The organism is Deinococcus sp. (assembly GCF_030523985.1).
In the GTDB taxonomy this organism is placed as follows: domain Bacteria; phylum Deinococcota; class Deinococci; order Deinococcales; family Deinococcaceae; genus Deinococcus.
On the sequence record NZ_JAUNHK010000005.1, the window covers coordinates 3843 to 27397 of the forward strand.

A 23555-nucleotide genomic window follows, 5' to 3' on the forward strand; every position below is an offset into this window, starting at 1 on the left:
TCCGCTACCTGCCGGGGGTGCGTGACCTGCCGCGCACGCGGGGCCGCCTCCTGCTCGACGCGCTGCTGGCAGGGGGCGCGGGCCTGGGCATCACGCTGCTGGTGCTGTCCAGCCTGCGCTTTCTGGCTCCGCCCATCTCACCCTGGTATCTGGTCAATTCGTACGCGGGCGGCGGCGGCAAGAACGCCGTGAACGTGCTGCTGGTGGACTTCCGGGGCTTCGATACGCTGGGTGAGGGGCTGGTGGTGGCGATGGTCGCGCTGGCGGTGTCCAGTCTGGTGCGCCTCGGCAAGCCCGGCAAGACCCGCACCGCGCCGCTGGGCGTCTCGCCCGAGGGAGCACCCATCCTGCCCGAAGGCGAAAAGATTCCGCCGTACTCGGTGATTTATCTGGAGGCTCCCGGCGCTGCGTCCACCCACTCGGCCCAGCCGGAGGCAAGTCATCAGCCGGGGGAAAAGAATGAGTAAGAAGAAAAAGACCAAACGTGCGCCCGGCATGACCGCCCAGGCAGCCCAGACCTCGGCACAGACTTCGGGCCGCACCCCGGCGCGTGACCGCAAGCCCGCGCCGACGGCCGGACACGACGCCCCCACTCCGCCCCCGCTGAGCGGCGACCCCATCCTGCGGAGTGTGAGCCGCGCCGCTTTCGCGCTGGTGATGGTGTTCGCGCTGCTGCTGCTGTGGCGCGGGCATAACGCGCCGGGAGGCGGCTTCATCGCGGGCCTGATGACCGCCTGCGCCCTGATTCTGCACCGCATCGCCACAGGCGAGTCGGCGCTGCGAATAGACCCCGCCCGCCTGATTCCCTGGGGAGCGGCGCTGTCCTTCACGACCGGACTGGTGCCGTACCTGCTGGGCAAACCTTTTCTCAAGACCGATTTCGGCTACCTGACCACGCCCCTGACCGGCGAGTTCGAGTGGGCCACCGCCATGCTCTTCGACATCGGCGTGTTCGGCGTGGTGGTGGGCAGCGCCATGCTGATTGCCGAGTCCCTGACCGACGTGCGGCCCACCGAACGGGTGGAAGGAGACGACTGATGGCCTCACTTTTTGCCCTGATTATCGGCATTCTGGTGGCGGCGGGCGTGTTCTTGCTGCTGTCGCGCTCCATCGTGCGGGTGGTGCTGGGCCTGGCGTTTATCGGCTACGGCGTCAACCTCGCCATCCTGACGGTGGCGGGCCTGGAAAACAAATCTCCGCCGCTGCTGACGCTGCCGGGGCCGTATGTGGACCCCCTGCCGCAGGCGCTGATTTTGACCGCCATCGTCATCGGCTTTGCGACGACGGCGCTGCTGCTCACCGTCGCTCTGCGGGCCTATCAGGTGGCGGGCCACGACGACGTGGAAGCCTTCGGGGACAACCTCGCCCGTGACGCCGACGCCCAGGACGGCATGTACGCCGACCCGGAGCACCAGAGTCCCGACCGCCCCGACTGGGAGGAACTGCCCCCCCCGCCCCGCATTCCTTCCGGCAAAGGAGGCCGTTCATGAGTGCCGAAACCGTGACCACGGGGGCGGCGGGCGTGCTGTATTCCTGGCTGCCCCTCGCGCCCATCCTGACGCCGCTGGGGCTGGGGCTGCTGCTGCTCTCGCCCTGGCGTCGTCCCCTCAAGGTCGCCCTGCTGATGGGCGGCACCCTGCTGACCCTGCTGTTTTCGCTGCTGCTGCTCGTCGCCACTTCGGACGGCAGCGTGCTGGTGAGTGCCCTGGGCGGCTGGGCGGCTCCTTTCGGCATCGTGATGACCGCCGACCGCCTCGGCGCGTACATGAGCGTGCTGGGGGCGGTGTCGGGGGTGTTCGCCGCTTGGTTCATGGCCGCCGACGAAGACCGGGTGCGCGAACGCCACCACGCCTTCGCCCTGCTGCTGCTGCTGCTGACGGGCGTGCAACTGTCGTTCCTGACCGGCGACCTCTTCAACCTGTTCGTGGCCTTCGAGGTGATGCTGGTCGCCAGTTATGCGCTGGCGGTGCTGGGTTCAACCCGTGAGCAACTGCGCGAGGGCTTCCGCTACATCGTGATGAATCTGGTGGCCTCGGCGCTGCTGGTGTCGGCCTGCGGACTGGCCTACGGCACGCTCGGCACCCTCAATTTCGCCCACCTCGCCCAGCGCAGCGCCGAACTGGGGCCGAACGCGACAGTCACGGCCGTCAGTGTGCTGCTGCTCATCGTGTTCGCCGCCAAGGGAGCGCTGTTTCCGCTGGGCTTCTGGCTGCCCGGCACCTACCCGGCCCTGCCTGCCGCCAGTGGTGCGTTCTTCGCCGCCGTGCTGACCAAGGTGGGCGTCTACGCCATGTTGCGCGTCTTTACGACCGTCTTTCAGCAGGAAAGCGAGTTGCCCGGCGCGCTGATGCTGGGGCTGGGGGCGGTGACCATGCTCTACGGCGCTCTCGGCGCGGTCAGTCAGCGCGAGTGGCGGCGCATTCTGTCGTTTACGGTGGTGGGAAGCGTGGGCTATCTCGCCTTCGGGCTGGGTTTGGGTACCCCCGAGGCGCTGCGGGCCACCGTCGCCTACCTCGCCGTGAGTGTGCTGGCGACCCTCGCCATGTTCCTGCTGGCGGGCGTGGCCGAGCGGGCGAGCGGTCAGCGCGAGGTCAAGTCACGCGGCTTTTTGGAATTCCTGCCACTGCTGGCGGGCTGCTACCTGCTGTGCGCCCTGACGCTCTCCGGCCTGCCCCCGACGGGCGGATTCGTCGCCAAGTACGCGCTGGTGCGGGCCGGACTGGCGCAGGGCAGCCCGCTGGCGCTGCTGGCGGTGGTCTCGGCGCTGCTGTCGAGTCTGGTGACGCTCTACGCCCTGCTGAACATCTGGCGCGGCTTTTTCTGGGGCAAGCACCCGCGTGAAGAACCGGTGCGGCGTGTCCCGCTGTTTCAGCGCCTGCCCGCCTATCTCGCCTCGGTGCTGGTGGCTGGGCTGGCGCTGGGCGCGGGGCCACTGCTGCACTTTGCCGGGCAGACCTCGCAGGAACTCATCGACCACGGACGCTACATTCGCGGCGTGCTGGGGAACGAGCCGATCGTGATTCCGCCGCCCCCCACCGGCAGCGACGTGCAGAAAAAGGAGAAGAAATGAGAGGGTTTGCCCTCAATCTGTTGCTGGCGGTGGTCTGGGCGCTCTTTTCGGGCGAGGTCAGCAGCCGCGAACTGGCGGTCGGTTTTCTGGTGGGCTTTCTGATTCTGCGGCTCTTTCCGCACGCGCTGGGGGCCGAAGAGTACGTGGAACGCAGCCGGGGCTTCCTGGGCTTTCTGGTCTTTTTCGTTCGGGAACTGACCGTCGCCAACGTGCAGGTGGCGCTGATGGCGCTGCGGCGTGAACCCCGGCTCAGTCCGGTCATCGTGACTGTGCCGCTGCGCCTGCGAAGTGAGCTGAGCCTGACCCTGCTCGCCGCCGTCATCACGCTGATGCCGGGCACGGTGGCGATGGGCTTGAGTGCCGACCGCCGCACCCTTTATGCCCACGCGGTGGGCCTACCTGACCTGGATGCGGCGCGGGAAAGTATTTTGCGGGTCGAGCGTGAACTGTTGCGGTTCTTGCCCGCCGACTCGGTCAGGCGGCCTTGGCGGCCGATGGAGGAACTGGCATGATGATTGATATTGCGCTGGGCATCGTCACACTGTCGGTGCTGCTGGTGACTTACCGCGTGTTGCGCGGCCCGAGCTGGGGCGACCGCATCATGGCGTTCGACTTTCTGAGCGTGAATCTGGTGGTGCTGTTCGTCCTGATGGCGGTTCGCACCCACCTGCTGGTGATGCTGGACGCCGCGCTGGTGCTGAGCTTGCTGGGCTTCCTGAGCACGGTGGCCCTGACCCGCTACCTGCTCACCGGGCGGGTGATGCGGTGACCGATTTCAACCCCTGGCGCGACATTCCTATCCTTATCGGGGCCTTCTTCGTGCTGACGGCGGCCATCGGGGTGGTGCGCTTTCCCGACCTGTACTCGCGCCTGCACGCCAGCTCCAAGCTGGTCACGCTCGGCTCGGCGGGCATCTTTCTGGGGGTGGCCCTGTCGTTTCAGGATTCGGCGGCGCTGACCCGGCTCATCGCGGTCCTGCTCTTTCAGTTCCTGACCACGCCGCTCACTGCCTACCTCATCGCCCAGGCGGCCTATCTGCGCGGGCTGGTGCCGGTGCTGCCGGACGGCGTGGACGACTGGGGCGCACTGGGCAAGGCCGAGGAAGTCGCCCAGGCCGACCGTGACGCGGTACGGGCGATGCAGGCGGAAGAGGGCTGAGGACGAAATTACTCTTCGGCAATGCCCCGCAACTTCTCCACGCGCTCGGCCAGTTCGGGCAGTTCCAGCGCCCGGAGCGCCTTCGCCGCGCGGGTGACGCCGGGGCCGTCCACCTGGCCCTGATTCCAGCCCGCAATCAGCATGGCGCAGCCCTGGAGCGCCTCGCTGACCGTTTCCTTGTGAAACATGGCTGCGAGGTTTCCTCCCTGCGGCGGCTTTTGCTGCTGCACCTGGGCCTGTACGTCCAGCACGACCTGCATGAACACCTGGTCGAGACGGGCGCGGTCTTCGGAAGAAAGGGAAACGGAACCGTTCATGCCGTGAGTATGCCGTTTGAGGCGGTCTAGGGGCGTCGTCCGTGCAGGGACATTCCTGGCCAAACCTTAAAAAAACGTGATAAAGCCCACGAAAGGGGATAAGGTCTGGGCATGTGGCCCTTTGGAAAAAATACGGCAGACCGCGTCAAAGAAGCTTTCAGCGCCAACCCGGTGCTGTCTCCTCTCGGCTTGAATGTTCAGGAAAGCCGTGGCACGGTCAAGGTGACGGGTGAAGCGCCCCGTCAATCCATCATCGGTCTCATTAATGCGGTGGCGGGTGGCATCAACGGTGTCAAGAACATTGACACCAGCGGCGTGACGATTCTCCAGCAGACCGCTGCTCCCACCACCCAGCCCCAGGCGGCCCCCACCCCCGCTCCAGCGGCCCAGGTGCAGGACATCCCCGCAACGCCTATTCAGATGCCCGACATCGTCCAGCAGAGCGCAGGCGACGTAGAGATTGAGGACAGCAGCCGCATCGCCAAGGCTGTGCATCAGGCCATTCGGAGCAACGGCGAACTGGCCGACGACCCCATTGACGTGCTTCAGAGCGGCAAGAGCGTCATCCTGCGCGGCGTCGTGGACAACGACCACGAACTGCGCCTCGCCGAGAAGATTGCCCGTGACGTCGAAGGCGTGAGCGGCGTGGACGTGAGCGGCCTGCGCGTGGCGGCGGGCGTCAAGGACCTCGCCAAGGACAAGGACGAGGAAACCGGCGACACCGTGTACACCGTCAAGGCGGGCGACAGCCTCAGCAAGATTGCCGAGAAGTACTACGGCGACGCCATGCAGTACAAGAAAATCGCCCACTACAACAACATCAGCAACCCCGACCTGATCCACCCCGGTCAGAAGATCCGTATCCCCGGCTGAGCCTTTCCTGAGCCTTCGCCCGCTTCCCTGGATGGGGGGCGGGTTCTTTATGGTTACGGCTGCTAGCATCGCTGGCATGGCTCATCCTGAATTTGTCGGTCTGGTCAACAGCTTGCAAGCGACTGCGGAGGCGGCGCTGGGCGACCTCAACGCAGCGACGGCCTCGGCGGCCCGCGACGGTCTATTGACCGAGCAGCGTGCCCGTCAAACCGCCGAGCGGAGCCTGGGGCTGCTGCTGATGCTGGCTGAAAAGACACGGGGCAACCTCGACCTCACCGAAGCCGAACTGCTCTCGGGCGCAGTGGCTTCTCTACGCGAGCGGCTGGCCCAGGCATGAAAGCGGTTTTGCAGCGGGTCACGCGGGCCAGTTGCCATGTGGAAGGCCGCCTGACCGGGGAAACCGGGCCGGGTCTGCTGGTTTTGCTCGGGGTCGCCCCTAGTGACACGGCGGCGACCGCTCAGGCCCTGGCTGCCAAAATCGTCAAGTTGAGAATTTTCAACGACGAGGCAGGCAAGATGAACCGCTCACTGCTGGACGTGCGCGGAGGGGTACTGAGCATCAGCCAGTTCACCCTATTTGCCGATGCCAGCCGAGGCAATCGCCCGAGCTATGGAGGCGCGGCGGCCCCAGAACTGGGACGCGAACTGTATGGCGCTTTCAATGAGGCGTTGCGGGCGCTGGGAGTACAGGTCGGTGAGGGCGTCTTCGGGGCGCACATGCAGATTGAGCTGGTCAACGACGGCCCGGTGACGATTTCGCTGGAGATGTAGCTAATACGGATTCCGCTTAATTCCTGCACAGTCGGAAAGGCAACGCCTGTGCATCCATAACGCGAAACCCGTATTAGCTCAACAGACCGATGCTGCGGGCACGGCTCACAGCCTCGGTGCGGTCTCCGGCATTGAGCTTGGCATATAGCCGGGCAAGGTGGTCCTTGACCGTGTCGGGGCTGACGCCGAGGTTGTGGGCAATTTCTTTGTTGGAAAAGCCCTGTGCCAGCAGCGGCAACACCTCGGACTCGCGTGGGGTCAGGCGCGGGACGTCCACTTGCGGCAGGCGGTCTACGTCGGGGTGCGCCACGATGTCGCGCAGTTGCCGGGCCAGGCTTTCGGGGTCGGTTTCCTTGCTGACATAGCCCTTGGCCCCAGCGGCGCGGGCCGCCTGCACGATGGCGGGTTCAGCGAAAGTCGTAATCAGGATGCTCACCACGCGGGGCGCGGTCAGGCGCAGGCGGTCACAGACCTCGATGCCGGTCATGCCGGGCATCTTCACGTCCAGCAGCGCTGCGTCGGGCTGATAGGTGCGGCACGCGTCGAGGGCCGTCGGGCCGTCGGCAGCCTCGGCCACCACGTCGAAGCCCTGCTGGATGAGGGCGTATTTCAGGCCCATACGAAAGAGGGGATGGTCGTCGGCAATTACGATTCTCATGGGTTGACCTCCGGGAGGACAAGGGTGAACGTGGTGTAGAGAGCAGGGTCAGGGTGGGCAGCGGGTGAGGCGGCGGGCGGCCCGCAGGCGGCGTGGGGGGTGCGGCTGTAATTCAGTTCGCCGCCATGCGCCAGGGCAATGCGGTGGGCGATGAACAGCCCCAGGCCCGCTGTGCCCGCCGTGTACTGCTGTCCGGCAATCGTGGTGGGCTGGGCGCTGAAAGGCTGCGCCAGTTCCTCGAAAGGAGCGCTGAGGCCAGGGCCGTCGTCCTGCACGGTGACGGTGTGGCCCTGAATCTGCAAAGTGACGGTGTGGCGGGCGTAGCGCACGGCGTTCTCGGTCAGGTTGCCGATGGCGCGTTCAAGGGCGGCGGCGTCCACCTCGGCCCGGCCTTCGCCACACACCTCCAACCGCAGTTGCCGGGCCTCGGCCTGCGGGGTCAGGCGGCGGGCCACCCGGTCGAGCAGTTCGCGCAGGTCGGTGGGCGCACAGTCGAGCCGAATCTGGTCGCGCTCGTAGCGGTGGGCGTCGGCCATCTGCTGCACCAGCGCCAGCAATCGAGCAGTTTCGGCCTGAATCTGCCGCCCCACCTCGCGGCGTTCGCTCTCGGGCAGGGGCAGTTCGGTGAGGGCCTGGGTGAGGTGCCCGGTGGCGATCAGGGGCGTCTTGAGGTCGTGAACCAGCGTCGCCATGAAGGCACTCCGCCGCATCTGCTCGGTTCTGAGACGCGTCAGCAGGCTCCCAAACGCCTTTCGCAGGGCGCGAATTTCACGGGGGTCGTCGCGGTGAAACTGGTCGAAATCTCCCTCGCCCACCTCGACTTCCAGACGGTGAAGCGGCTGAAGCAGGGCGCCGCTCAGCACATAGCCGATGATGGTGGAGAGCAGGGCCACCGCCAGCATCCACAGAAAGGTGACCCAGGTCAGTTGGGCCGATGAGATGAGGGTCAGCACCAAGTTGGGCAAAAACGCCAGAAGTGCGATGACCAGGGTGAACTGAGAACGTAGGGTACGCAGCGAAAGGTTTTGCCTGTCTCGGCCACGCTTGCCCCGGCCTGAACCCTCTGGGGCAGGCGACAGGACAGAAGTGCGCAGGGTCATGCAGACACTGTAAGGAACGTCTTCTAACAGAACCGTCACGCCCGGTGCTGCTCCCGAAGCGCCGTTTTGTCAATCCCCCAAAGCTGCGTCCGGCGGGTGGGCAGTCGGGGGGGGTGCGGGCCAAAAAAAGCGCCCCGTGTGGGACGCTGGCGAGAAACTCGGCGGTCAATCAGTCACGCGAGGAGCCGCTGAACAGACGCAGGATAAACAGGAACATGTTGATGAAGTCGAGGTAGAGGGCCAGAGCGCCGTTGATGGCGGCCCGCTCGGCCTGTTCGCCGCTGATGCCGCTGAGGGCGAGGTTACGCAGCATCTGGGTGTCGTAGGCGGTCAGGCCCGCGAACAGCAGCACGCCGACGATGCTGATGCCCAGGGTCAGGGCGCTGCTGGCGACGAACAGGTTCACGATCATGGCGACCAGCAGGCCAATCACGGCGAACATGAAGAAGCGGCCCATCGCGCTGAGGTCTTTCTTGATGACAAACCCGGCGACGCTCATCAGGCCGAAGGTTCCGGCGGTGGTCGCAAAGGCGGTGATGACGGCGGTGGGCGAGTAGGCGAACAGCAGGGCGCTGAAGGTCAGGCCCGTGAGGGCGGCGTAGGCGATGAACAGGATTCCGGCGACGGCGCTGCTGAGGCGCTGGGCGAACAGGCTCAGGACGAACACCAGGGCAAGTTGCGCCAGCATCAGCGGCAGACGCAGGTCCATGACCTGGGCGGCGAGGGCACCGTTCTGGGCGGTCAGGTAGGCCACGCCTGCGGTGAGGGCCAGTCCCGCCGACATCCACGAGTAGGTGCGGGCCATAAACGTGCGGACGACATCCGCCGTGCGCTGTTGAGTGACGGCAATATTCTGCATACGTTCTCCACTACGGCAGGAGGCGGGCAAAAGTTCCCGCTCCTGCCTGGAGTGCTTAGACAATTCAGACGGGGCCGGTATCTTCCACGCTATCGAGCAAGAGGTCGAGGACGCCAGCGGCGCGGGCTTCGTCGAGGGCGGCGTGGGTCACGTACTCGCCAGGGTGAAGAATCACGCGGTCGGTGGTGGTCAGCACGGCGCGGCGCACCGGGCGACCCAGCGCGTCACGAATGCGGGCCTGATGCGCTTCCTGCTCCTGGCGGCTCAGCGCCGTTTCGACTTCCTCGCGCTTGTCGCCCAGCCAGGCTTTGGCGCGGCCCAGCAGTTGCTCGGTGCCCTGGGCGATGCTGGATAGGCCGTCTGCCAACTGGTCACGTACTTCGGTGGCCCCTTCGCGCAGGTCTTCACCTACGCCCGCCGCCGGGGTCTGGGTCGCCGCATACAGGCGGTCTTCAATGCCCAGCTCACGGGCACGCTCGGCAATCGTGGGGGTCACGATCTGGCCCTGCACTGCCAGCAGCCCACCCACGGGCGAGCGCACGTCTTCCAGTACCCGGCGGCCCACCGAGGCCCCGACGGGTGTGGGGCCGGGGTCACTGAGCAGGCCGCGCACGCCCTGGCCCACGCTGCCCTGACCAGCGGCGGCGACGAGGGCAGGCAGCACCCCTTCACGCTCGGCGTAGCTGGCCTGCATGTCGCTGATGGTCGCGCCCTTCGCCACGATCAGGACGCCGCCGGGGGTACGCACGTCGTCGCCCGCGACTTTGCCCACCACGAAGTCCCGCTGCTTCTCGGCGCTGGCTTCTTGCAAGTCGGCGGCGCTGCTCTGCACCTTGGAGCGCAGTTGGTCCACAGCGGCCTGCACCGTGCCGCCCGTGACGGCTGCGGCGAGGGCCGCCAGCTTGCCTTCACGCTCGGCGTCGGCAAAGTGGGCCTGGGTGACCGTCTCGCCTTCCTTCACCAGCACGCGGCCCGTGTCGGTCAGCACATCACGGCCCGCCACTTTGCCGACCAGGACTTCCTGCTGGCGCTCGCGGCCAGCGTCGGCCAGGTTTTCGTAGGTTTCGCGCACGCTCTGGCCCGCGTCCTGTACGGCTCCGCGCACGCTACCTGCGGCGGTCTGCACCGCTCCGGTCAGGCTCTGTCCGGCCACCTGAAACGCCCCGCGAATGCCGCCGGGGGTCTGTTCGCGCATGGCGGCGGCCACCGCAGCCGGGACGATGGCGCTGTCCTTGCCGATCTGAATGCTGCCCGGCGCGGGAATGAAGGTGCGCCCGCTGGTCATGTCGGCAAAAAAGCCCCCGGTGGCCTCGTAGCCCTCGACCTGCCCGGTGCGCTCGTCGAAATACACGTCCGAAATCTTGCCGAGGGTGTGCCCGTCCTCGGTGAGCAGGGTCAGGCCGATCAGGTTGCTTTTGCCCGCCAGCGCCGCCTTGAGTTCGGGGTCCTGCTTGGTGCTGACCACGTCGGCAGGCGTGGCAATCATGACGGCCTTTTCGCCGAACGACTGTATCCGGCCAAAGGGCACGGCCTTGGCCGCGTGCAGCCAGCCGCCTTCCTCGACCAGCAGCGCCAGCACGCGGTTGGCCTGGTGGTCGAACACCACGTCGTGCACGTTTTCGACCTGTTCTCCATTGCTCACGGCGACGATGGGACGGCCCAGCAGTTCTTTGCCTTTCAACATTTCAGTTCCTCCGAAGTGGGGTTCCCGGCGCGTAGCCCGGTGGCCCTTCGTCCGCAGTCTAGAAAGCCGGGCGGGGGGGGCGACACGGCCCGGTGCTGCGGGAACCTTTAGCAACGCTGGCGGCAGGCAGGGGCGGGCAGGCTCTACACTGGCCCGCGTGTTACGCGCTGCCTTCTGGCTGACCGCCCTGCTCCTGGTGCCGCTGGGGCTGCTCCTTTACTTTTTTCCCGCCGACGCTGCCACGCGCCTGGGGGTTTCTCCGCTGTGGCTGCTGCGCGGCGCGGGCGGACTGCTGCTCGCCTGGGGCGGCTTTCAGGTGGCGGCGAGTGCCGCGCCCGACGGGGCCAAAGTAGGCGGGCTGGTGGGCGGCAACCTGCTGCTGGTCGCGACCCTGCTTCCCGCCGCGCTGCGTTTCGGCTCCAGTCTGGGTGGGGTGGGCACCATGCTATGGGTGCTGGTCGGCTGGCTGGGACTGGCTGCGCTGCTGGCCCTGCTGGCGGTGCCGCTGGGCAAATCGGTCAGAGGGGCAGACACACGGGAGGAACCAAATGACCACTGAACGACTGCACAAGCGGCTGGCCCGCGCCGGAATCGCCTCGCGCCGCGCCGCCGAAGACCTGATTCGCGCCGGGCGGGTCACGGTGGGCGGGCAGGTCGCCACGCTGGGCCAGAGCGTGTCCGAGGCCGACGAGGTGCGCGTGGATGGTCGGCTGGTCGAACTGACCCGGCCCGAAAGCGTGACCTACGCGCTGTACAAACCTGTCGGCTATGTCACCACCGCGCACGACGAATACGGGCGGCGCAACGTGCTGGACGCCATGCCCGACGTGCCGGGACTGCATCCGGTGGGGCGACTCGACAAGGACTCGGAAGGGCTGCTGCTGCTTACCAACGACGGCGACCTGACCCTCACCCTGACCCACCCGCGCTACGGCCACGAAAAGGCTTACCGCGCCTGGACAGAAGGCCGTGAGCCGCCCACCCAGGCCGAACTGGACGTGCTGGTACGCGGTATGGCGATGGACGACGGCCCCGCCCAGGCCCTCAGCGCCGCGCCCGCTGGCGACGTGTACGGGATAGACGGGGCGTATGTGGTGCTGGGCGAAGGCCGCAACCGTCAAGTGCGCCGCATGCTGGAAGCACTGGGTCATCCGGTAGGGCGGCTGGTGCGCTACCGCGTGGGCGGGCTGTGGCTGGGCGACCTGCGCCCCGGCGAGTTCCGCGAACTGAGCCGCCGCGACCTCGACCTGCTGCTGCACCCCGAAAAAATCCCCCGCGCCGAGTGGCAGGCCGCCTGGGAGGACGCGCAAGACCGCTGGGGCACCCAGTACGGCTAAAGCCCAGTACGCCTGAAGACCTGCTACCATCGGGGGCGCGGGGAAACTCCTGGTCGCGCCTGACCTGCTTTTTCGGGCAGGAAGGGTGAGGAAAGTCCGGGCACCGCAGGGCAAGGATGCCAGCTAACGGCTGGTCGGCGAGTCGAGCGCCCGCGTGTGCGCCAAGGGCAGGCGGAAAGCGGCGAAGTCGAAGGAAAGTGCCACAGAAACCAGACCGCCATCCCACACGGCCCCGGCGCGGGTGCGCGATGGTCAGGGTGAAACGGTGCGGTAAGAGCGCACCAGGTTCCCTGGAGACAGGGAGCGTCTGGTAAACCCCATCCGGTGCAAGACCCGACAGTACGGTAGGGCGGCCCGCCCGCTGACCGTCAGGATGGTCGCTAGAGGCGCCCTGGCAACAGGCGTCCCAGAGAGATGACCAGGCTGCCGCAGCTTCCCTGGGGCAGACAGAACCCGGCTTACCGTTTCCCCGTGCCTTACGGCTCCAGCTTTGCGGCTGGGGCTTTTTCTTTTTCCTGTGGCTCTGCGCCCTCTTCGTAGAGCGCGGCGTAGTGCTGCCCCAAGTCTTCCAGAAAACTCATTTCTTCCTTGGTGGTCGCGGCACTGAAGCGGGCTTCGTAGCTCAGCAGGGTGGCGCCGTAGGCCAGCGCACCGCTGCCAGCCAGGGCCATGACCAGCGGCAGACTCCCGGTATCGATGCCGAACAGGCCGTCCAGCCCGAGCAGAATGCTGGTCACCACCAGGAGCGCCACCGCCAGGTAAAAGGCTTGCAGGGCACGCATCAAAAAGCGGGTGCGGCGTGAGAGTCGGGGCAACTGCCGCATAATCAGCCGCTTTTCCTCACGGGCCATCGGTTCGCTCTGGCCCTCTTCGGAGACGAGTTCCTTGAAGCGGGCGGTCAGGCTCCGCACCCGGTCGGTGGCGCGGCCCACACGGGTGCTGGTGCTCATGATGAGGGTGCCCGCGCCGCCGATCAGCACGGCGGGCGTAATCATGGCGGTCAGCAGCGAGGTCATCGAGTCGGCCATCTTCCCTAGCCTAACGGCCCCGCCGCTGCTCAGACCACTGCGCCTCACCTGACCAGACAGGCGTACTCTGAGGCGAGATGGCAACCGCTCCTCAGACCGTGCCGCAACTGCTTTCCTTCCTCTGGAGCCGCTCCTACGTGCGCCTGCTGGTGTACACGGTGGCGGCGGTACTGCTGCTGATGGCGGCGCGGCACATCGCGGGGCCGCTGTCGCTGATTGCGATGGCCTACGCCCTGTCGTATACCGTCAACCCGCTGCTGGTCAAGATGGAAAAACACCGCATCACGCGGCCTTTCGGCACCATCCTGATCATGCTGGCGCTGCTGGGCATCATGGGCCTGCTGTTCTGGACAGTGGCGTCCCAGGTGGTCAGTTTCCTGGGAAACCTGCCGGGGCTGCTGCAAAACCTGCCAGGGTTGCTGCAAAACCTGCTCGACAGGGGCCAGCAGCCGGGCGACAACCCGCAGATTTCGCAGACCCAGGCGCAGCTCACCCAGTACGTCCGTGAGCAACTGGACGCCCTGAGCCAGAACATCGGCCCCCTGATCGGGCGCGTGCTGGGGCCGGATTCCATGCTGTACGGACAGGTCAGCGGGGTCATGAACTGGCTGGGGCAGGCCGGGTTGGTGCTCACGCTGGCGGTCTTTTTCATGCTCGACCACGGGCGTTTCGGGCGGGGCATCCTGCGCCTGTTTCCCAAAACCTGGCAACCGCGCCTGCTCGCCGTTTCCGAGGACATCAGCGAGTCGTTCGGCAACTACATCCGGGGGCAACTGCTGCTGCTGCTGGTCATCAGTGCCATCGCCGGGGCGGGGCTGCTGCTGCTGGGCGTCCCCAACGCGCTGGCCCTGGGGCTGCTGACGGGCCTGCTGAACCTGGTGCCGCTGGTAGGCATGGTGCTCTCGGCCATTCCCGCGCTGCTGCAAGCCATTCCGCAGGGCAACACCACGCTGCTGCTGGTGGCGGCGCTGTATTTCATTCTGAACCAGTTGGCCTGGAACGTGATTGCGCCGATGGTGATGGGCCGCAGCGTCAACATGAGCGCGGCGGGCATTCTGATCGCCATCATCATCGGGGGCGGGCTGGCGGGCCTGCCGGGGGCGCTGCTCGCCATTCCCACGGCCTCGCTGGTCGGGCGCTGGCTGCGGCGCTACTGGTTCCCCACCCCGGCCTACCAGGGTGACGGCGACTGGGCGGTGCCGCTTGACCCGGCAGTGGTGGATCTGGAAAAGGCCGATCAGGTGCCGCCCCCTGCGCCTAACCGGAAATCCTGAAAGCATCCGCCAGGGTTGACACCCCTCGCCCGACTCCCTACAGTTCCCGCCTATGACGCCCCCCGGCCCACGCCCGCCCCGCAAAAAAGCCGACCCGTCCCGTGACCTGCTGCCCATTCGTGCGGGCATTCAGCCGGAGGTGCCCGTCACGGGGCAGTTGGTCGAGCTGTACAGCGACGGCGCTTGCGACACGGCGCGGGGGCATGGCGGCTGGGCGACCATCCTGCGCTATGGCGACCGCGAACTGGTGCTGAGCGGCAACGAGGAAAACACCACCAACAACCGCATGGAACTGCGCGGGCTTCTGGAAGGACTGCGAACCCTCAAGCGCCCCTGTCAGATTCGGGTGGTGACCGACAGCCAGTATCTCCGCAAAGCCTTCACGGACGGCTGGATTCTGAACTGGCAGCGCAACGGCTGGAAAACCGCCAGCAAGGAGCCCGTCAAAAACCAGGACCTCTGGGAAGAACTCATCGCCCTTGCCAAGGTTCACTCCCTGACTTTTTTGTGGGTCAAGGGCCACGCCGGACACGGCGAAAACGAGCGGGTGGACGAACTCGCTGTGCTGGAGCGCAAGAAGCTCAGGTAAGACCAGCTGCCGCAAAAGGCGGGGTGCTCGGCCCTAGCTCCAACCGTCTTCCGGTTTGGGCAGCGGGGTAGTGTAGATGGCGGGGTCGGCGGGGTTGCTGGCGGCAATCAGGGCGGCGACTTCCTGCGCGTCGGGTTCAGCCAGCACGCGCTGATAGTCGCCGCTGCTCAGCACGGTTTCGCGGGTTGCCAGTCCGGCCTGCTCGGCCCAGCGCACCAGTTCGGTGAGCGCCTGCTGGCCCGCCTCGCCGTAGCGGGGGCCAAACGCAGGCGCAGACAGCACCGCCGTTTCGCCTTCGCCTTGGCCCAGCGTGACCAGGGCGGCGTATCCGGCGTGCAGGCGGTCCCCCTGGCGGTCGGTGACCAGAATCAGGCGAGCACGCTGCATGTCCGGCTGCTTCTGGTCGGCCTCGTCCAGACGGCGCTGCATGGCCTGCCAGGTGTCCTGGGGAGCGCCGGGCGTGCCGAGCGGGTCAGCAATCTTCATGGCCTCAGCATAGCCCCCCGCCGCCCCGAAAACAGCCCCGCCCGCCTCGCCGGGGGGTACGATGACCGTCTATGAAGCCCGAACAGGTGCAGGCCCAGTTGACCCGCGTTCTCAGCAGCGCCATTTCCGAATTGCGCGACCCCCGCGTGCCGCTGATCGTGACGGTGGAGCGGGTGCAGGTCACGCCCGACTATGGTCTGGCCCGCGTCTACGTCAGTGCGATTGGGGCCGACATGCCCGCACTGCTGGAGGCCCTGACGCACGCACGGGGCCGATTGCAACGCGAAGTCGCCGAGCACGTGAGAATGCGGCGCACCCCCACGCTGGAATTCCACTCGGCCGACGACGGGCGTTTTCCCGGCATGGGGGGGCTGCTGTGACGGGCACCGGAAAAACCAGCCAGACCCGCCTGCGCGTGCGCTACGCCGAAACCGACGCGATGGGTGTGGCCCACCACGCGGGCTATCCGGTGTGGTTCGAGGTAGGCCGCACCGACCTGATGCACGCGCTGGGCCTGCCCTACCGCGATCTGGAAGCGCGGGGCTACTACCTGATGCTCAGCGACTTGCAGGTGCGCTACCGCCGCGCCGCCCGCTACGACGACTTGCTGGAACTCACCACCCGCGTCAGCGAGGTTCGCAGCCGAACCCTCAAATTCGCCTACGAACTGCACCGCATTGACCCCGAAGGCCGCGAACTGCTGGCGACGGGCGAGACGCATCACATCGCCACCGACCACAGCTACCGCCCCGCCCGTCTGCCCGAAGACGTGCTGGCGGCGCTGGCCTAAGGCCAAAAAAAGGGCGGCCCGTTTTCAACTCACGGGTCGCCCTTTCCTTCGGTTGCCAAGCAGGGTTTCGTTCAGCGCTTACAGACCGCGCAGCAGCAGGCCGATGCGCTCCGGCAGGTACATCCCTGGCTTGAGGGGCGTGTGTTCGCCCGAGGGCGCGACGCTCAGACCTGCGGGCACGTCGGTCAGCAGAATGCGGTAGCCACGGGTGCTAAGGCGCAGGCCGCGCAGGGCAGGCGCTTCGAGCAGTTCGCCCAGGTCGAGGATGCCGGGGGTGAGGTTGAGCAGGTGGTCGCCGTAGGGCCCGGTGATTTCCAGATGGGCGCCGTTGGCCCGCAGCATCAGCGGGCGGCCCAGGCCCGTCAGCGACCCCAGCGAAGGCCGCGCCGCCGTGCCGTTCGACGCCGCCGGAATCACGCTGAGCAGGGTGCCGGGCGCAATCAGGTCGCCGCTGCTGAGCAGTTTGGTGTCGTGGCTGACGATGAGGTCTTCGGGAATCTGCACCAGTTGCAGCCCTTCGTGGAGTTGCTCGGCCCGCAGACCGCGCAGTTCGGCCACCCGCGAGACCTGCCCCAGGTCGAAGGGGCCACTCAGCGGGCTGGGCATGCCGCGCACTTCGCCGTCCAGGCCAATCAGGGCCAGCGTGCGGTCGTCGCGGTAATGGACGCCTTCCACGCGGGTCGGGGCGGGGGCAGCAGCAGCGGGCACCTGAGCAGGCACGGCCACCGGAGCGGCCGCAACCACCTTCTTGGGCGCGGGCGGTGGGCGGTTGCCCTTGACCGCCGCCGCTGCCATGCTCCCCGTCCCGGCCTTTGCACCGCGCCTGCGCCACAGCCCAAAGGCGAGCAGGCCCAACAGCAGCAGCAAGGGCAACAGCAGCAGCCACCAGGGGAACCCGCTGCGGCGCTCGGTGGCGGGGGTGGTCTGGGTCGTGGTGGTTTGCGTGGTGGTCTGGGTTGCCGAAGTCTGGGCGTCGGTGCCCTGGGTGCCGTTCGTTTGGGCTGCGCCGGTTTGCGCCGCATTGTTTTGGCCCGTAGCAGTCTGGGCCGCGCCCGGCTGGGTTCCGTTGGGTTGGACGCCAGCGCCCTGGGTTCCGGTCGCCCCAGTGCCGTTCATCCCAGTGCCGTTTGCCGGAGCCGTCTGCGTGGTGGTCTGCGACGTGGTGACTTGCGTGCCGGAAGCCTGAGTGCCCGGTGCCAGCGTCACCTGCGTGGTGCCCGGCGCGGCGGGAATGGGGGAGACGGGGAGCGTGGTTTCTCGCCCTGCCGTCGTGCTCAGGCCGCCCACTTGCACGGGAACGAGGCTGATGACCTGACCGCTCGAGAGCAGCAGGCGCGGCGTCAGTAGGCCGCTGGGCAGCGCCGCCGCGAGGGTGGCGTCGGGAGCCGAACTGGCCGTGCGTCGCACCCGCAGCGCAAAGTCGCGTGCGCCGGACTGCCGCTCCAGCACCGTCTCGAAGCCCTGCAATCCGGCGGGCAGCAGCAACTCGCTGCCGTCGAGGTTCATGTCCGGCGAAGCGCGGTAGCGCAGCACGGTTTCGTCGCCCTGGCCCAGTCGGGTGTCGGCTCCAGGGTTGAGCCACGTCAGGTAGGCTGCCCCATCCACACTGACCGCCGGGGTGGTCGTCTGGGTCGTGGTGGTGCGGGTCGTGACCGTAGCGGGCGGCGTGGTGGGGGTGGGCGTGCCTGTGCTTGTCCCCGTATTGGTCGTGGTGCTGGTCGTCGTCGCCGGGGGCGTTTCCCCCACGCGCAGTTTCAGCAGCACGCGCCGGGTACGCGGGCCGACCACGTTCGGTTCGGTCGGCGGGGGAGCGCACAGCAGGGCGGTACTGCCCGCAGGCAGGTCCTTGGGAATGTTCAACTGGGTGGTTCCGGCAACCACGGCGGGCTGCGCCAGCGTCACCTGCTCGTTCTGAGAGGCCAGGGCCAGAGGCGTGCCGTCGGCAAAAGGCGCTGGCACCCGGCTGGGGTCGGTCACCGTCGCCATGCCGATACCGCCGGTCAGCTCGACCAGGTCGGGCACCTCTCCGGGAGGCAAGGTGATGCCCGAAGCGTAGTCGCTGGCGGCCAGGGCATTCTTGGCGTCGGTGGGAATGGTGCTGCCCAGCGCGACGTAGGCCAGGGTGTCGAGTTTGCCACGGGCCTGAAACGACGACAGCGCACTCTCGGCGGAGTAGCGCGGCTGGGGGTCGTTGTCGATGCCGTCGGTCAGCACGAAGACGCTGGTCACGTAGCGGTCGCTGGCGGCCAGCGGACTCAGGGCCGCGTGCATGGAGCGGTAGAGGTAAGTGTTGTTGCCGTCGGCCTTGAGGTTACGCAGGTCGCTGCGAAGCTGGCTCTCCTGGGCGGGCAGGCTGTAGTTGCGCTCGGCCCGCACGCCGCTGTCGAAGGTAATGATCTGGACTTCGTCCGGGCGGGCGGTGTCCACGTAGCGCTCGACCTTGCCCTTGACCTCGTTGAAGATGTCGGCTTTGCCGTCACCGATACCGCGCATGCTGCCGCTGGTGTCGAGCACGAACACGGCGCGGCTCTGCGTGGGAATGGGGCCGCTGGGCAGCTTGCAGGTGGTGATGGTGGCAAACGGATTGGAGCTGGTCGGAGCGGGCCGCGTGAGGGTCAGGGGAGCCGTCCCCTGCGCGGCACTCAGGCCCAGGAGGCTAAAGCCACCCACCAGCAGCAGGCGGCCCGTGAGGGTCTTGGTCAGGTTAGGGTGGCGCATCGCCTTCTCATTCTGACCTGTCGGCGCGAGGGGTGAAAGGGGGGGGCGGGCAAAGGCTCGGCGGGGGCCGCGAAAAGCCTCACCACACCGACATTCCGGCATCACAAACCCCCCGACAGTGTTATGTATATGGCGTAATAGAATTGATAATTTTCATGTCTCACGCTATATTGGGGGTCAAGGCCGGGGACTTTCCGTTTCCGGCAACAAAGGCATAAGCTCTCACGTTGCCAGGATTCAGGCTGGCTCCGCCCCGCGTGGGCGGCTTTTTGAGGAGAACCATGACCCACAGTGACGACGAATTCCAGGGCCAGACGCACCAGAACCAGCCCCAGGATGAGGCCCAGACCACGAGTTTCAGCCACGCGGCGGGCAATGCCGACGACTACAACGCCGACCAGATCAGTGTGCTGGAGGGCATGGACGCTGTTCGCAAACGCCCCGGCATGTACGTGCAGGGCGGCACGGGCATCGACGGCTACCACCAGCTGCTGACCGAAATTATCGACAACGGCATCGACGAGGGGTTGGCGGGCTTCGCCAACGAAATTCAGATCGTGTTGCACGCCGACGGCGCCGCCACCGTCACCGACAACGGACGTGGCATTCCCGTGGACATCATGAAGTCCAAGGGCCGCCCCGCCATCGAAGTGATTTTCTCGGAGCTGCACGCGGGCGGCAAGTTCGGTCAGGGCGCGTACAAGGTGTCCGGCGGTCTGCACGGCGTGGGCAGCACGGTGGTCAACGCGCTGTCCACCTACCTCGACGTGACCGTGAACAAGCACGGCCAACTGCACCACGTCCGCTTCGAGAAGGGCGTGCTGGTGCAGCCGCTCGAAGTGCTGGGGGCTACCCCGGGGGACGTGAAGTGGTCCACCAAGGTCAGCTTTCACCCCGACCCCGCCATCTTCAAAGAGTTCGACAACCAGTTCGACTACACCCGCATTCGCAACCGCTTGCGCGAACTGGCCTACCTGACGGGCCTGAAAATCGTCATTCGTGACGAGCGCACCGAGTTGCACGGTGGCGAGGTCAAGGAAGAAATCTTCCACGAGAAGGGCGGCATCGCCAACTTTGCCCGCGCCCTGGTCACCGACGACACCAAGCTGCTCTACGACCAGCCCGTCGTGATGCGCGGTACTCACGCCGAGGTGGAGGTGGAAGTCGCGTTTATCCACGCCAACACCTACGCCAGCGACAACATCCTGACCTACGCCAACATGATTCGCACCCGCGACGGCGGCACGCCGCTGACCGGGTTCAAGACGGCCTACACCCGCGTGCTGAACAAGTACGCCGCGTCCAAGAACCTCATCAAGGCCGGGAACCCGGTGCCCAGCGGCGACGACCTGCTCGAAGGCATTTACTGCGTGGTGAGCGTCAAGGTGGGCGACCCGCAGTTCGAGTCGCAGGCCAAGGTCAAGCTGCTCAACTCCGAGGCGCAGACGGCGGTCAACGCCATCGTGGGCGAGAAGTTCGCGCAGTTCCTCGAAGAGAATCCCAAAATCGGCAAGACCATCGTCGAAAAGGCTGCCGAAGCTGCCCGCGCCCGTGACGCTGCCCGCAAGGCCCGCGACATCGTGCGCCGCTCCAACCCGCTGGAAAACGACGACCTGCCCGGCAAGCTGGCCGACTGCTCCAGCCAGGACCCCGCCGAATCCGAACTGTTCATCGTGGAAGGCAACTCGGCAGGCGGCAGCGCCAAGGGCGGACGCGAACGCCGCTTCCAGGCGATTTTGCCACTGCGCGGCAAGATTTTGAACGTCGAAAAGGCCGAGCTGAACAAGATTCTCAAGAACGCCGAAATCCGGTCGCTCATCGGGGCCATCGGCGCGGGCTTCGACGGCAAGGGCGAGGAAATGCGCTTCGATCTCGAAAACCTGCGCTACCACAAAATCGTCATCATGACCGACGCCGACATGGACGGCGGGCACATCACCACGCTGCTGCTGACGTTCTTCTTCCGCTTCATGCGCCCGGTGGTCGAGCAGGGGCACCTCTACATCGCTCAGCCGCCGCTCTACAAAATTACGGTGGGCGCCCAGACCAAGAACAACAAGGGCGTGTACCTCTTCACCAACGAAGAACTCAAAGAACACGTCGCCGAAGCCAACAAAGCAGGCAAGAAGTACGAGATTCAGCGCTTCAAGGGGCTGGGCGAGATGAACGCCGACCAGCTCTGGGAAACGACCATGAACCCCGAAACCCGCGTGCTCAAGCGCGTGAGCATCGACGACCTGATCATCGCCAACGAGATTTTCGACGCCCTGATGGGGTCGGAAGTCGCCCCGCGCAAGGACTTCATTCGCGAGAATGCGCGGTTTGCGGAAATCAGCGTCTGAGGCACGGAAGCTGCGCCGCCCCCTTTCTTTCGAGGAAGTGGGCGGTTTTTGTGTTGGTTAGGCCGTTCCGTTGGCCGATTCTGCCTGAGGCAGAGTGCCCCGGCGACCTTTAGACTTTGTCCAACTGTAGGGAAAGTGTGTGCCATGTCCCGTTTGACGCCGCCGCTGACCCCTATGCTTCCTTTCGTTCAACGCCAGCAGAGAACTTGAAGGGACATGCCGGAGAAGAAGAGCACAAGCGGCATGTGGCCTTTTGTTGGTGAGAGCAAGGAGATTTGAGATGGCAACTGGAAGAGTGAAGTGGTTCAACGCAGAGAAGGGCTTCGGATTTATTGAGACGGAAGGCAGTGCCGACGTGTTCGCGCACTACAGCGCCATCAACTCCTCGGGCTTCCGCAAGCTCAACGAGGGTGACGAAGTCGAGTTCGAAATTGAACCCGGTCAGAACGGCAAAGGCCCCCAGGCCAAGAACATCGTGGTGACCAAAGCTGCCCCGGCCCCGGCCTACAACAGCAGCCCCCGTCCCCGCCGCGACGACCGCTGGTAATCGCATCACCCAAAAGCCCCCGCCCGGATAAGGTGGGGGCTTTTGCTTTGGCTGTTGTCCGGCCCAGTACTCAGCGGCGCACAAGCTCGGCTTGCAGGGTGATTTCGGGTAGGGTGTTGCCTTCCGCGTCGTCATGGCTGACCACCCTCAGCACCGGGCGGGGGCCACTGCGGTCAAGCGAAAGTTCGAGTTTCACGTCCACACAGGGGCCATCCAGCACCTTTTCCTGCACACTCAGGGTGCGGGCGGTCTGCCCAATCAGGAACCATTCCACGTCGCAGCCGACGTCGTTGGTGTAACGCACCTGGGCAAAGCGGCCCTGTGTGTCGGTACGTGGGGCAATCTGGGCCACCATGTCGTAGTGAAGGTCGGCTGCCGGTTCTACCACCGCTCCCGACCATTGGCCCGCCAGAATTGCCGGAGACAAGGCCGCTTGCCCCCCGGCACTCGCCACGCCCACCAGAGAAAGCCCCGCCACCATAGCCATCTGAAGGATTCGCATAGGTCACGTTAGCTGTCGGCGGGTCGGTCGGATGACGATTGGCCTTGAGCGGGCATTGAGCTTCAGCGCAGTTCGCGCCGCAGTTCTGCCGCCATCTGGAACCACTCGCGCTCCTGCTTGCGGTAGAGGGGACTGGCCTGCCGCTCGGCCTTTTCCAGCGCGGCGAGGACAGTGCTGGCTTCGTCGGTGCGGCCTTGGCGCAGCAGGTAGGCGGCGTGGCGGGCACGGGGTTCTTCGGTGGTCGCGCCCCGGCTGGCTTCCTGGTAGGTGGCGTCGGCTTCGGGCTTGCCCTGCTGCTCCTGGGCCTGGGCCAACAGCGTGAGCGTCTGGGTGCGGGTGGCGGCGCTGGTCTTGAGGTCCACCCGGCTCAGCCGCGCTTCGGCCTCGGCGGGACGCTGTCGGGCCAGGTCGAGACGGGCCGCACTCAGCAGCACCACCGGGTCGTCGGCGTAGATGCCGCGCAGCAGCGGCTCCAGGGTGGCCTGCGCCTCGTCCAGGCGTCCGGCGCGGGCTTGCAGGTTCGCCACCTCGCTGCGGTTGGCGAGGGTGTCGCTTTCTGCCAGGGCTTGCTGGGCCTCACGCAGTCGCACGTCCAGCGGCTTGATGGCCTCAACGCCGCGCTGCACGGCCTGGGTCGCGGCGCGGCGGCTGCCCTGAAGGCCAGGAACCAGCACCATGATGGTGTAAAAGAGGGTGGCGAGAAACCCGCCCAGAAACAGGTTGAGCGCCAGCAACACTATCCACAGTGCTCCCTGGCGGGTGACGACGGCGTGAACCAGACACAGGATGTTCAGGACACTGAACAGGCCCAGCAGCCAGCCATACTGTCCAAATAGAGGGCCAAGGGAATCCATGTCCTGTAGGGTAGCGGAAAGCGCCGCATCACCTCGGGCTGGTTATGCTGTAGAGACATGGAAGTTTTGCGGCTCATCCACAATTTTCAAATTGTCGGCTTTCCCCTGCCTCTTTTTCCCACGCCTTTTGCGCTGCTGACGCTGGTGCTGTTCGGCTGGAGCCTGGGGGTGGCCTGGACCGGGCGGGTGTCCCCTGGCTTCCTGGTCTGGCTCCGGCTGACTTGGTTGGGCCTCATCATTCCGGCGCTGACGGGTACACTGCTGGCGCTGAGCGGGGCCAAGGTGCCGAGCGCCGTGGATATCGGCGGCGGCAAAACCAAATACGGTCTTCCTTTCGACCCGACCCAGGAAGGAATGCACCTGCTGTACTCGGGTTTCGCGCTGCTGACGCTGGTGGTGCTCGAAGTGCTGCTGTCAGGCAAATTGGCGACCTCCGGCGCATTCTCGCAGTCGCGTTTGCTGCGGCTGCTTCCGGTGGCGACCCTATTTCTGTACGGTTGCGCGTACATGGCCGGATTCGTGGCGACTTTTCCCGGCAGCACGCCGGGCCGCTGACCCTCATCCACTGCTGACGCTGGCGTGCTGAAGTGGCAGGGCG

29 protein-coding genes and 1 other RNA gene are annotated in these 23555 nt (G+C 66.2%); 20 read left to right on the forward strand and 10 right to left on the reverse strand.

All coding sequences use genetic code 11. The features are described from left to right. The 7 genes from mbhE to mnhG all read left to right on the forward strand — a co-directional run. Positions 1-467 (forward strand): hydrogen gas-evolving membrane-bound hydrogenase subunit E (gene mbhE, locus Q4C89_RS01675; protein WP_368493195.1); only part of this gene is annotated, 467 nt, incomplete at its 5' end. Further along, complete coding sequence (locus tag Q4C89_RS01680) at positions 460-1038, forward strand: Na(+)/H(+) antiporter subunit B (protein WP_303100874.1); 579 nt, start codon at positions 460-462, stop codon at positions 1036-1038. The genes mbhE and Q4C89_RS01680, both read left to right, overlap by 8 nt. Continuing rightward, positions 1038-1490 (forward strand): NADH-quinone oxidoreductase subunit K, encoded by a 453-nt coding sequence (locus Q4C89_RS01685; protein ID WP_303100875.1) that lies wholly within the window; start codon positions 1038-1040, stop codon positions 1488-1490. Before Q4C89_RS01680 ends, Q4C89_RS01685 begins: the two co-directional genes overlap by 1 nt. Next, entirely contained in the window at positions 1487-3070 is a 1584-nt protein-coding gene (locus Q4C89_RS01690) for a proton-conducting transporter membrane subunit (protein ID WP_303100876.1), read from the forward strand. Before Q4C89_RS01685 ends, Q4C89_RS01690 begins: the two co-directional genes overlap by 4 nt. Further along, positions 3067-3582, forward strand: a complete 516-nt coding sequence (locus Q4C89_RS01695) for a Na+/H+ antiporter subunit E (protein ID WP_303100877.1) — start codon at positions 3067-3069, stop codon at positions 3580-3582. The genes Q4C89_RS01690 and Q4C89_RS01695 overlap by 4 nt, the downstream gene beginning before the upstream one ends. Continuing rightward, the gene (locus Q4C89_RS01700; protein ID WP_303100878.1) at positions 3579-3839 is read left to right on the forward strand and encodes a monovalent cation/H+ antiporter complex subunit F; all 261 of its coding nucleotides are present in this window, start codon (positions 3579-3581) and stop codon (positions 3837-3839) included. Before Q4C89_RS01695 ends, Q4C89_RS01700 begins: the two co-directional genes overlap by 4 nt. Further along, entirely contained in the window at positions 3836-4228 is a 393-nt protein-coding gene (gene mnhG, locus Q4C89_RS01705; protein ID WP_303100879.1) for a monovalent cation/H(+) antiporter subunit G, read from the forward strand. Before Q4C89_RS01700 ends, mnhG begins: the two co-directional genes overlap by 4 nt. Before the next feature lie 8 nt (positions 4229-4236). Here the strand turns inward: mnhG and Q4C89_RS01710 are convergent, their stop codons facing one another. Next, on the reverse strand, positions 4237-4545 hold the full coding sequence (locus Q4C89_RS01710; protein WP_303100880.1) for a hypothetical protein: 309 nt from the start codon (positions 4543-4545) through the stop codon (positions 4237-4239). 111 nt (positions 4546-4656) lie between these two features. Between Q4C89_RS01710 and Q4C89_RS01715 the strand changes: the two genes are divergently transcribed. From Q4C89_RS01715 to dtd, 3 genes are all read left to right on the forward strand, one after another. Next, on the forward strand, positions 4657-5418 hold the full coding sequence (locus Q4C89_RS01715; protein WP_303100881.1) for a LysM peptidoglycan-binding domain-containing protein: 762 nt from the start codon (positions 4657-4659) through the stop codon (positions 5416-5418). A 76-nt stretch (positions 5419-5494) separates the two neighbouring features. Further along, entirely contained in the window at positions 5495-5755 is a 261-nt protein-coding gene (locus Q4C89_RS01720; protein ID WP_303100882.1) for a DUF1844 domain-containing protein, read from the forward strand. Next, on the forward strand, positions 5752-6189 hold the full coding sequence (dtd, locus tag Q4C89_RS01725) for a D-aminoacyl-tRNA deacylase (protein WP_303100883.1): 438 nt from the start codon (positions 5752-5754) through the stop codon (positions 6187-6189). The genes Q4C89_RS01720 and dtd overlap by 4 nt, the downstream gene beginning before the upstream one ends. A gap of 73 nt (positions 6190-6262) precedes the next feature. On the opposite strand, the gene Q4C89_RS01730 is transcribed toward dtd, so the two are convergent. The 4 genes from Q4C89_RS01730 to Q4C89_RS01745 all read right to left on the reverse strand — a co-directional run bounded on the left by Q4C89_RS01730 (position 6263) and on the right by Q4C89_RS01745 (position 10490). Then, complete coding sequence (locus Q4C89_RS01730) at positions 6263-6847, reverse strand: response regulator transcription factor (protein ID WP_303100884.1); 585 nt, start codon at positions 6845-6847, stop codon at positions 6263-6265. Continuing rightward, complete coding sequence (locus tag Q4C89_RS01735) at positions 6844-7947, reverse strand: sensor histidine kinase KdpD (RefSeq protein WP_303100885.1); 1104 nt, start codon at positions 7945-7947, stop codon at positions 6844-6846. The genes Q4C89_RS01730 and Q4C89_RS01735 overlap by 4 nt, the downstream gene beginning before the upstream one ends. 169 nt (positions 7948-8116) lie before the next feature. Next, positions 8117-8806 (reverse strand): Bax inhibitor-1/YccA family protein, encoded by a 690-nt coding sequence (locus Q4C89_RS01740; RefSeq protein ID WP_303100886.1) that lies wholly within the window; start codon positions 8804-8806, stop codon positions 8117-8119. A 64-nt stretch (positions 8807-8870) separates the two neighbouring features. Continuing rightward, positions 8871-10490, reverse strand: coding sequence for a PRC-barrel domain-containing protein (locus Q4C89_RS01745; RefSeq protein WP_303100887.1), 1620 nt, complete (start codon positions 10488-10490; stop codon positions 8871-8873). A gap of 157 nt (positions 10491-10647) precedes the next feature. Between Q4C89_RS01745 and Q4C89_RS01750 the strand changes: the two genes are divergently transcribed. The 3 genes from Q4C89_RS01750 to rnpB all read left to right on the forward strand — a co-directional run bounded on the left by Q4C89_RS01750 (position 10648) and on the right by rnpB (position 12304). Further along, positions 10648-11049 carry a hypothetical protein gene (locus Q4C89_RS01750; protein WP_303100888.1) on the forward strand — a complete coding sequence of 134 codons (402 nt, stop codon included), beginning with the start codon at positions 10648-10650 and terminating at the stop codon, positions 11047-11049. Then, positions 11039-11827 (forward strand): pseudouridine synthase, encoded by a 789-nt coding sequence (locus Q4C89_RS01755; RefSeq protein ID WP_303100889.1) that lies wholly within the window; start codon positions 11039-11041, stop codon positions 11825-11827. Before Q4C89_RS01750 ends, Q4C89_RS01755 begins: the two co-directional genes overlap by 11 nt. A 37-nt stretch (positions 11828-11864) precedes the next feature. Beyond that, an RNA gene (gene rnpB / locus Q4C89_RS01760) (RNase P RNA component class A) lies at positions 11865-12304 on the forward strand. Here the strand turns inward: rnpB and Q4C89_RS01765 are convergent. Next, complete coding sequence (locus Q4C89_RS01765) at positions 12304-12855, reverse strand: DUF2721 domain-containing protein (protein WP_303100890.1); 552 nt, start codon at positions 12853-12855, stop codon at positions 12304-12306. The genes rnpB and Q4C89_RS01765 overlap by 1 nt on opposite strands. 77 nt (positions 12856-12932) lie before the next feature. On the opposite strand from Q4C89_RS01765, the gene Q4C89_RS01770 reads away from it, so the two are divergent. After that, positions 12933-14129, forward strand: coding sequence for an AI-2E family transporter (locus Q4C89_RS01770; protein ID WP_303100891.1), 1197 nt, complete (start codon positions 12933-12935; stop codon positions 14127-14129). Between the two features lie 52 nt (positions 14130-14181). After that, positions 14182-14718: a ribonuclease HI gene (gene rnhA / locus Q4C89_RS01775; protein ID WP_303100892.1), complete on the forward strand. Its 537-nt coding sequence runs from the start codon at positions 14182-14184 to the stop codon at positions 14716-14718. A 33-nt stretch (positions 14719-14751) separates the two neighbouring features. Here rnhA and Q4C89_RS01780 read toward each other — a convergent pair whose 3' ends face one another. Next, positions 14752-15204: a DUF3197 domain-containing protein gene (locus Q4C89_RS01780; protein WP_303100893.1), complete on the reverse strand. Its 453-nt coding sequence runs from the start codon at positions 15202-15204 to the stop codon at positions 14752-14754. Between the two features lie 71 nt (positions 15205-15275). On the opposite strand from Q4C89_RS01780, the gene Q4C89_RS01785 reads away from it, so the two are divergent. Together Q4C89_RS01785 and Q4C89_RS01790 are read left to right on the forward strand one after the other, a co-directional pair. Further along, a complete protein-coding gene (locus Q4C89_RS01785) occupies positions 15276-15584 on the forward strand; it encodes a ribosome-binding factor A (RefSeq protein WP_303100894.1) in 309 nt (102 codons plus the stop codon). Continuing rightward, positions 15581-15994 carry a thioesterase family protein gene (locus Q4C89_RS01790; RefSeq protein ID WP_303100895.1) on the forward strand — a complete coding sequence of 138 codons (414 nt, stop codon included), beginning with the start codon at positions 15581-15583 and terminating at the stop codon, positions 15992-15994. Before Q4C89_RS01785 ends, Q4C89_RS01790 begins: the two co-directional genes overlap by 4 nt. Positions 15995-16072: 78 nt before the next feature. Here the strand turns inward: Q4C89_RS01790 and Q4C89_RS01795 are convergent, their stop codons facing one another. Continuing rightward, the gene (locus Q4C89_RS01795; protein WP_303100896.1) at positions 16073-18712 is read right to left on the reverse strand and encodes a vWA domain-containing protein; all 2640 of its coding nucleotides are present in this window, start codon (positions 18710-18712) and stop codon (positions 16073-16075) included. A 281-nt stretch (positions 18713-18993) separates the two neighbouring features. Between Q4C89_RS01795 and Q4C89_RS01800 the strand changes: the two genes are divergently transcribed. Both Q4C89_RS01800 and pprM read left to right on the forward strand, forming a co-directional pair. Further along, complete coding sequence (locus Q4C89_RS01800; protein ID WP_303100897.1) at positions 18994-21054, forward strand: DNA topoisomerase subunit B; 2061 nt, start codon at positions 18994-18996, stop codon at positions 21052-21054. A gap of 280 nt (positions 21055-21334) precedes the next feature. After that, the gene (gene pprM, locus Q4C89_RS01805; RefSeq protein WP_303100898.1) at positions 21335-21601 is read left to right on the forward strand and encodes a DNA damage response modulator PprM; all 267 of its coding nucleotides are present in this window, start codon (positions 21335-21337) and stop codon (positions 21599-21601) included. A gap of 70 nt (positions 21602-21671) precedes the next feature. Here the strand turns inward: pprM and Q4C89_RS01810 are convergent, their stop codons facing one another. Next, complete coding sequence (locus Q4C89_RS01810; RefSeq protein ID WP_303100899.1) at positions 21672-22103, reverse strand: hypothetical protein; 432 nt, start codon at positions 22101-22103, stop codon at positions 21672-21674. A 62-nt stretch (positions 22104-22165) separates the two neighbouring features. Then, a complete protein-coding gene (locus tag Q4C89_RS01815; RefSeq protein WP_303100900.1) occupies positions 22166-22957 on the reverse strand; it encodes a hypothetical protein in 792 nt (263 codons plus the stop codon). A 57-nt stretch (positions 22958-23014) separates the two neighbouring features. On the opposite strand from Q4C89_RS01815, the gene Q4C89_RS01820 reads away from it, so the two are divergent. After that, positions 23015-23512, forward strand: coding sequence for a hypothetical protein (locus Q4C89_RS01820; protein WP_303100901.1), 498 nt, complete (start codon positions 23015-23017; stop codon positions 23510-23512). Positions 23513-23555 lie beyond the last annotated feature (43 nt).

Excerpts from the sequence above, each read along its gene's own strand:
- Q4C89_RS01780 (WP_303100893.1), bottom strand. The coding sequence starts at position 15,204 with ATGAAGATTGCTGACCCGCTCGGCACGCCCGGCGCTCCCCAGGACACC.
- Q4C89_RS01810 (WP_303100899.1), bottom strand. The coding sequence starts at position 22,103 with ATGCGAATCCTTCAGATGGCTATGGTGGCGGGGCTTTCTCTGGTGGGC.
- Q4C89_RS01765 (WP_303100890.1), bottom strand. The coding sequence starts at position 12,855 with ATGGCCGACTCGATGACCTCGCTGCTGACCGCCATGATTACGCCCGCC.
- Q4C89_RS01700 (WP_303100878.1), top strand. The coding sequence starts at position 3,579 with ATGATGATTGATATTGCGCTGGGCATCGTCACACTGTCGGTGCTGCTG.
- Q4C89_RS01680 (WP_303100874.1), top strand. The coding sequence starts at position 460 with ATGAGTAAGAAGAAAAAGACCAAACGTGCGCCCGGCATGACCGCCCAG.
- dtd (WP_303100883.1), top strand. The coding sequence starts at position 5,752 with ATGAAAGCGGTTTTGCAGCGGGTCACGCGGGCCAGTTGCCATGTGGAA.
- Q4C89_RS01795 (WP_303100896.1), bottom strand. The coding sequence starts at position 18,712 with ATGCGCCACCCTAACCTGACCAAGACCCTCACGGGCCGCCTGCTGCTG.
- Q4C89_RS01815 (WP_303100900.1), bottom strand. The coding sequence starts at position 22,957 with ATGGATTCCCTTGGCCCTCTATTTGGACAGTATGGCTGGCTGCTGGGC.
- Q4C89_RS01695 (WP_303100877.1), top strand. The coding sequence starts at position 3,067 with ATGAGAGGGTTTGCCCTCAATCTGTTGCTGGCGGTGGTCTGGGCGCTC.
- Q4C89_RS01755 (WP_303100889.1), top strand. The coding sequence starts at position 11,039 with ATGACCACTGAACGACTGCACAAGCGGCTGGCCCGCGCCGGAATCGCC.
- Q4C89_RS01785 (WP_303100894.1), top strand. The coding sequence starts at position 15,276 with ATGAAGCCCGAACAGGTGCAGGCCCAGTTGACCCGCGTTCTCAGCAGC.
- Q4C89_RS01820 (WP_303100901.1), top strand. The coding sequence starts at position 23,015 with ATGGAAGTTTTGCGGCTCATCCACAATTTTCAAATTGTCGGCTTTCCC.
- Q4C89_RS01715 (WP_303100881.1), top strand. The coding sequence starts at position 4,657 with ATGTGGCCCTTTGGAAAAAATACGGCAGACCGCGTCAAAGAAGCTTTC.
- Q4C89_RS01685 (WP_303100875.1), top strand. The coding sequence starts at position 1,038 with ATGGCCTCACTTTTTGCCCTGATTATCGGCATTCTGGTGGCGGCGGGC.
- Q4C89_RS01745 (WP_303100887.1), bottom strand. The coding sequence starts at position 10,490 with ATGTTGAAAGGCAAAGAACTGCTGGGCCGTCCCATCGTCGCCGTGAGC.
- Q4C89_RS01770 (WP_303100891.1), top strand. The coding sequence starts at position 12,933 with ATGGCAACCGCTCCTCAGACCGTGCCGCAACTGCTTTCCTTCCTCTGG.
- Q4C89_RS01730 (WP_303100884.1), bottom strand. The coding sequence starts at position 6,847 with ATGAGAATCGTAATTGCCGACGACCATCCCCTCTTTCGTATGGGCCTG.
- Q4C89_RS01740 (WP_303100886.1), bottom strand. The coding sequence starts at position 8,806 with ATGCAGAATATTGCCGTCACTCAACAGCGCACGGCGGATGTCGTCCGC.
- Q4C89_RS01800 (WP_303100897.1), top strand. The coding sequence starts at position 18,994 with ATGACCCACAGTGACGACGAATTCCAGGGCCAGACGCACCAGAACCAG.
- Q4C89_RS01710 (WP_303100880.1), bottom strand. The coding sequence starts at position 4,545 with ATGAACGGTTCCGTTTCCCTTTCTTCCGAAGACCGCGCCCGTCTCGAC.
- rnhA (WP_303100892.1), top strand. The coding sequence starts at position 14,182 with ATGACGCCCCCCGGCCCACGCCCGCCCCGCAAAAAAGCCGACCCGTCC.
- Q4C89_RS01690 (WP_303100876.1), top strand. The coding sequence starts at position 1,487 with ATGAGTGCCGAAACCGTGACCACGGGGGCGGCGGGCGTGCTGTATTCC.
- Q4C89_RS01720 (WP_303100882.1), top strand. The coding sequence starts at position 5,495 with ATGGCTCATCCTGAATTTGTCGGTCTGGTCAACAGCTTGCAAGCGACT.
- pprM (WP_303100898.1), top strand. The coding sequence starts at position 21,335 with ATGGCAACTGGAAGAGTGAAGTGGTTCAACGCAGAGAAGGGCTTCGGA.
- Q4C89_RS01735 (WP_303100885.1), bottom strand. The coding sequence starts at position 7,947 with ATGACCCTGCGCACTTCTGTCCTGTCGCCTGCCCCAGAGGGTTCAGGC.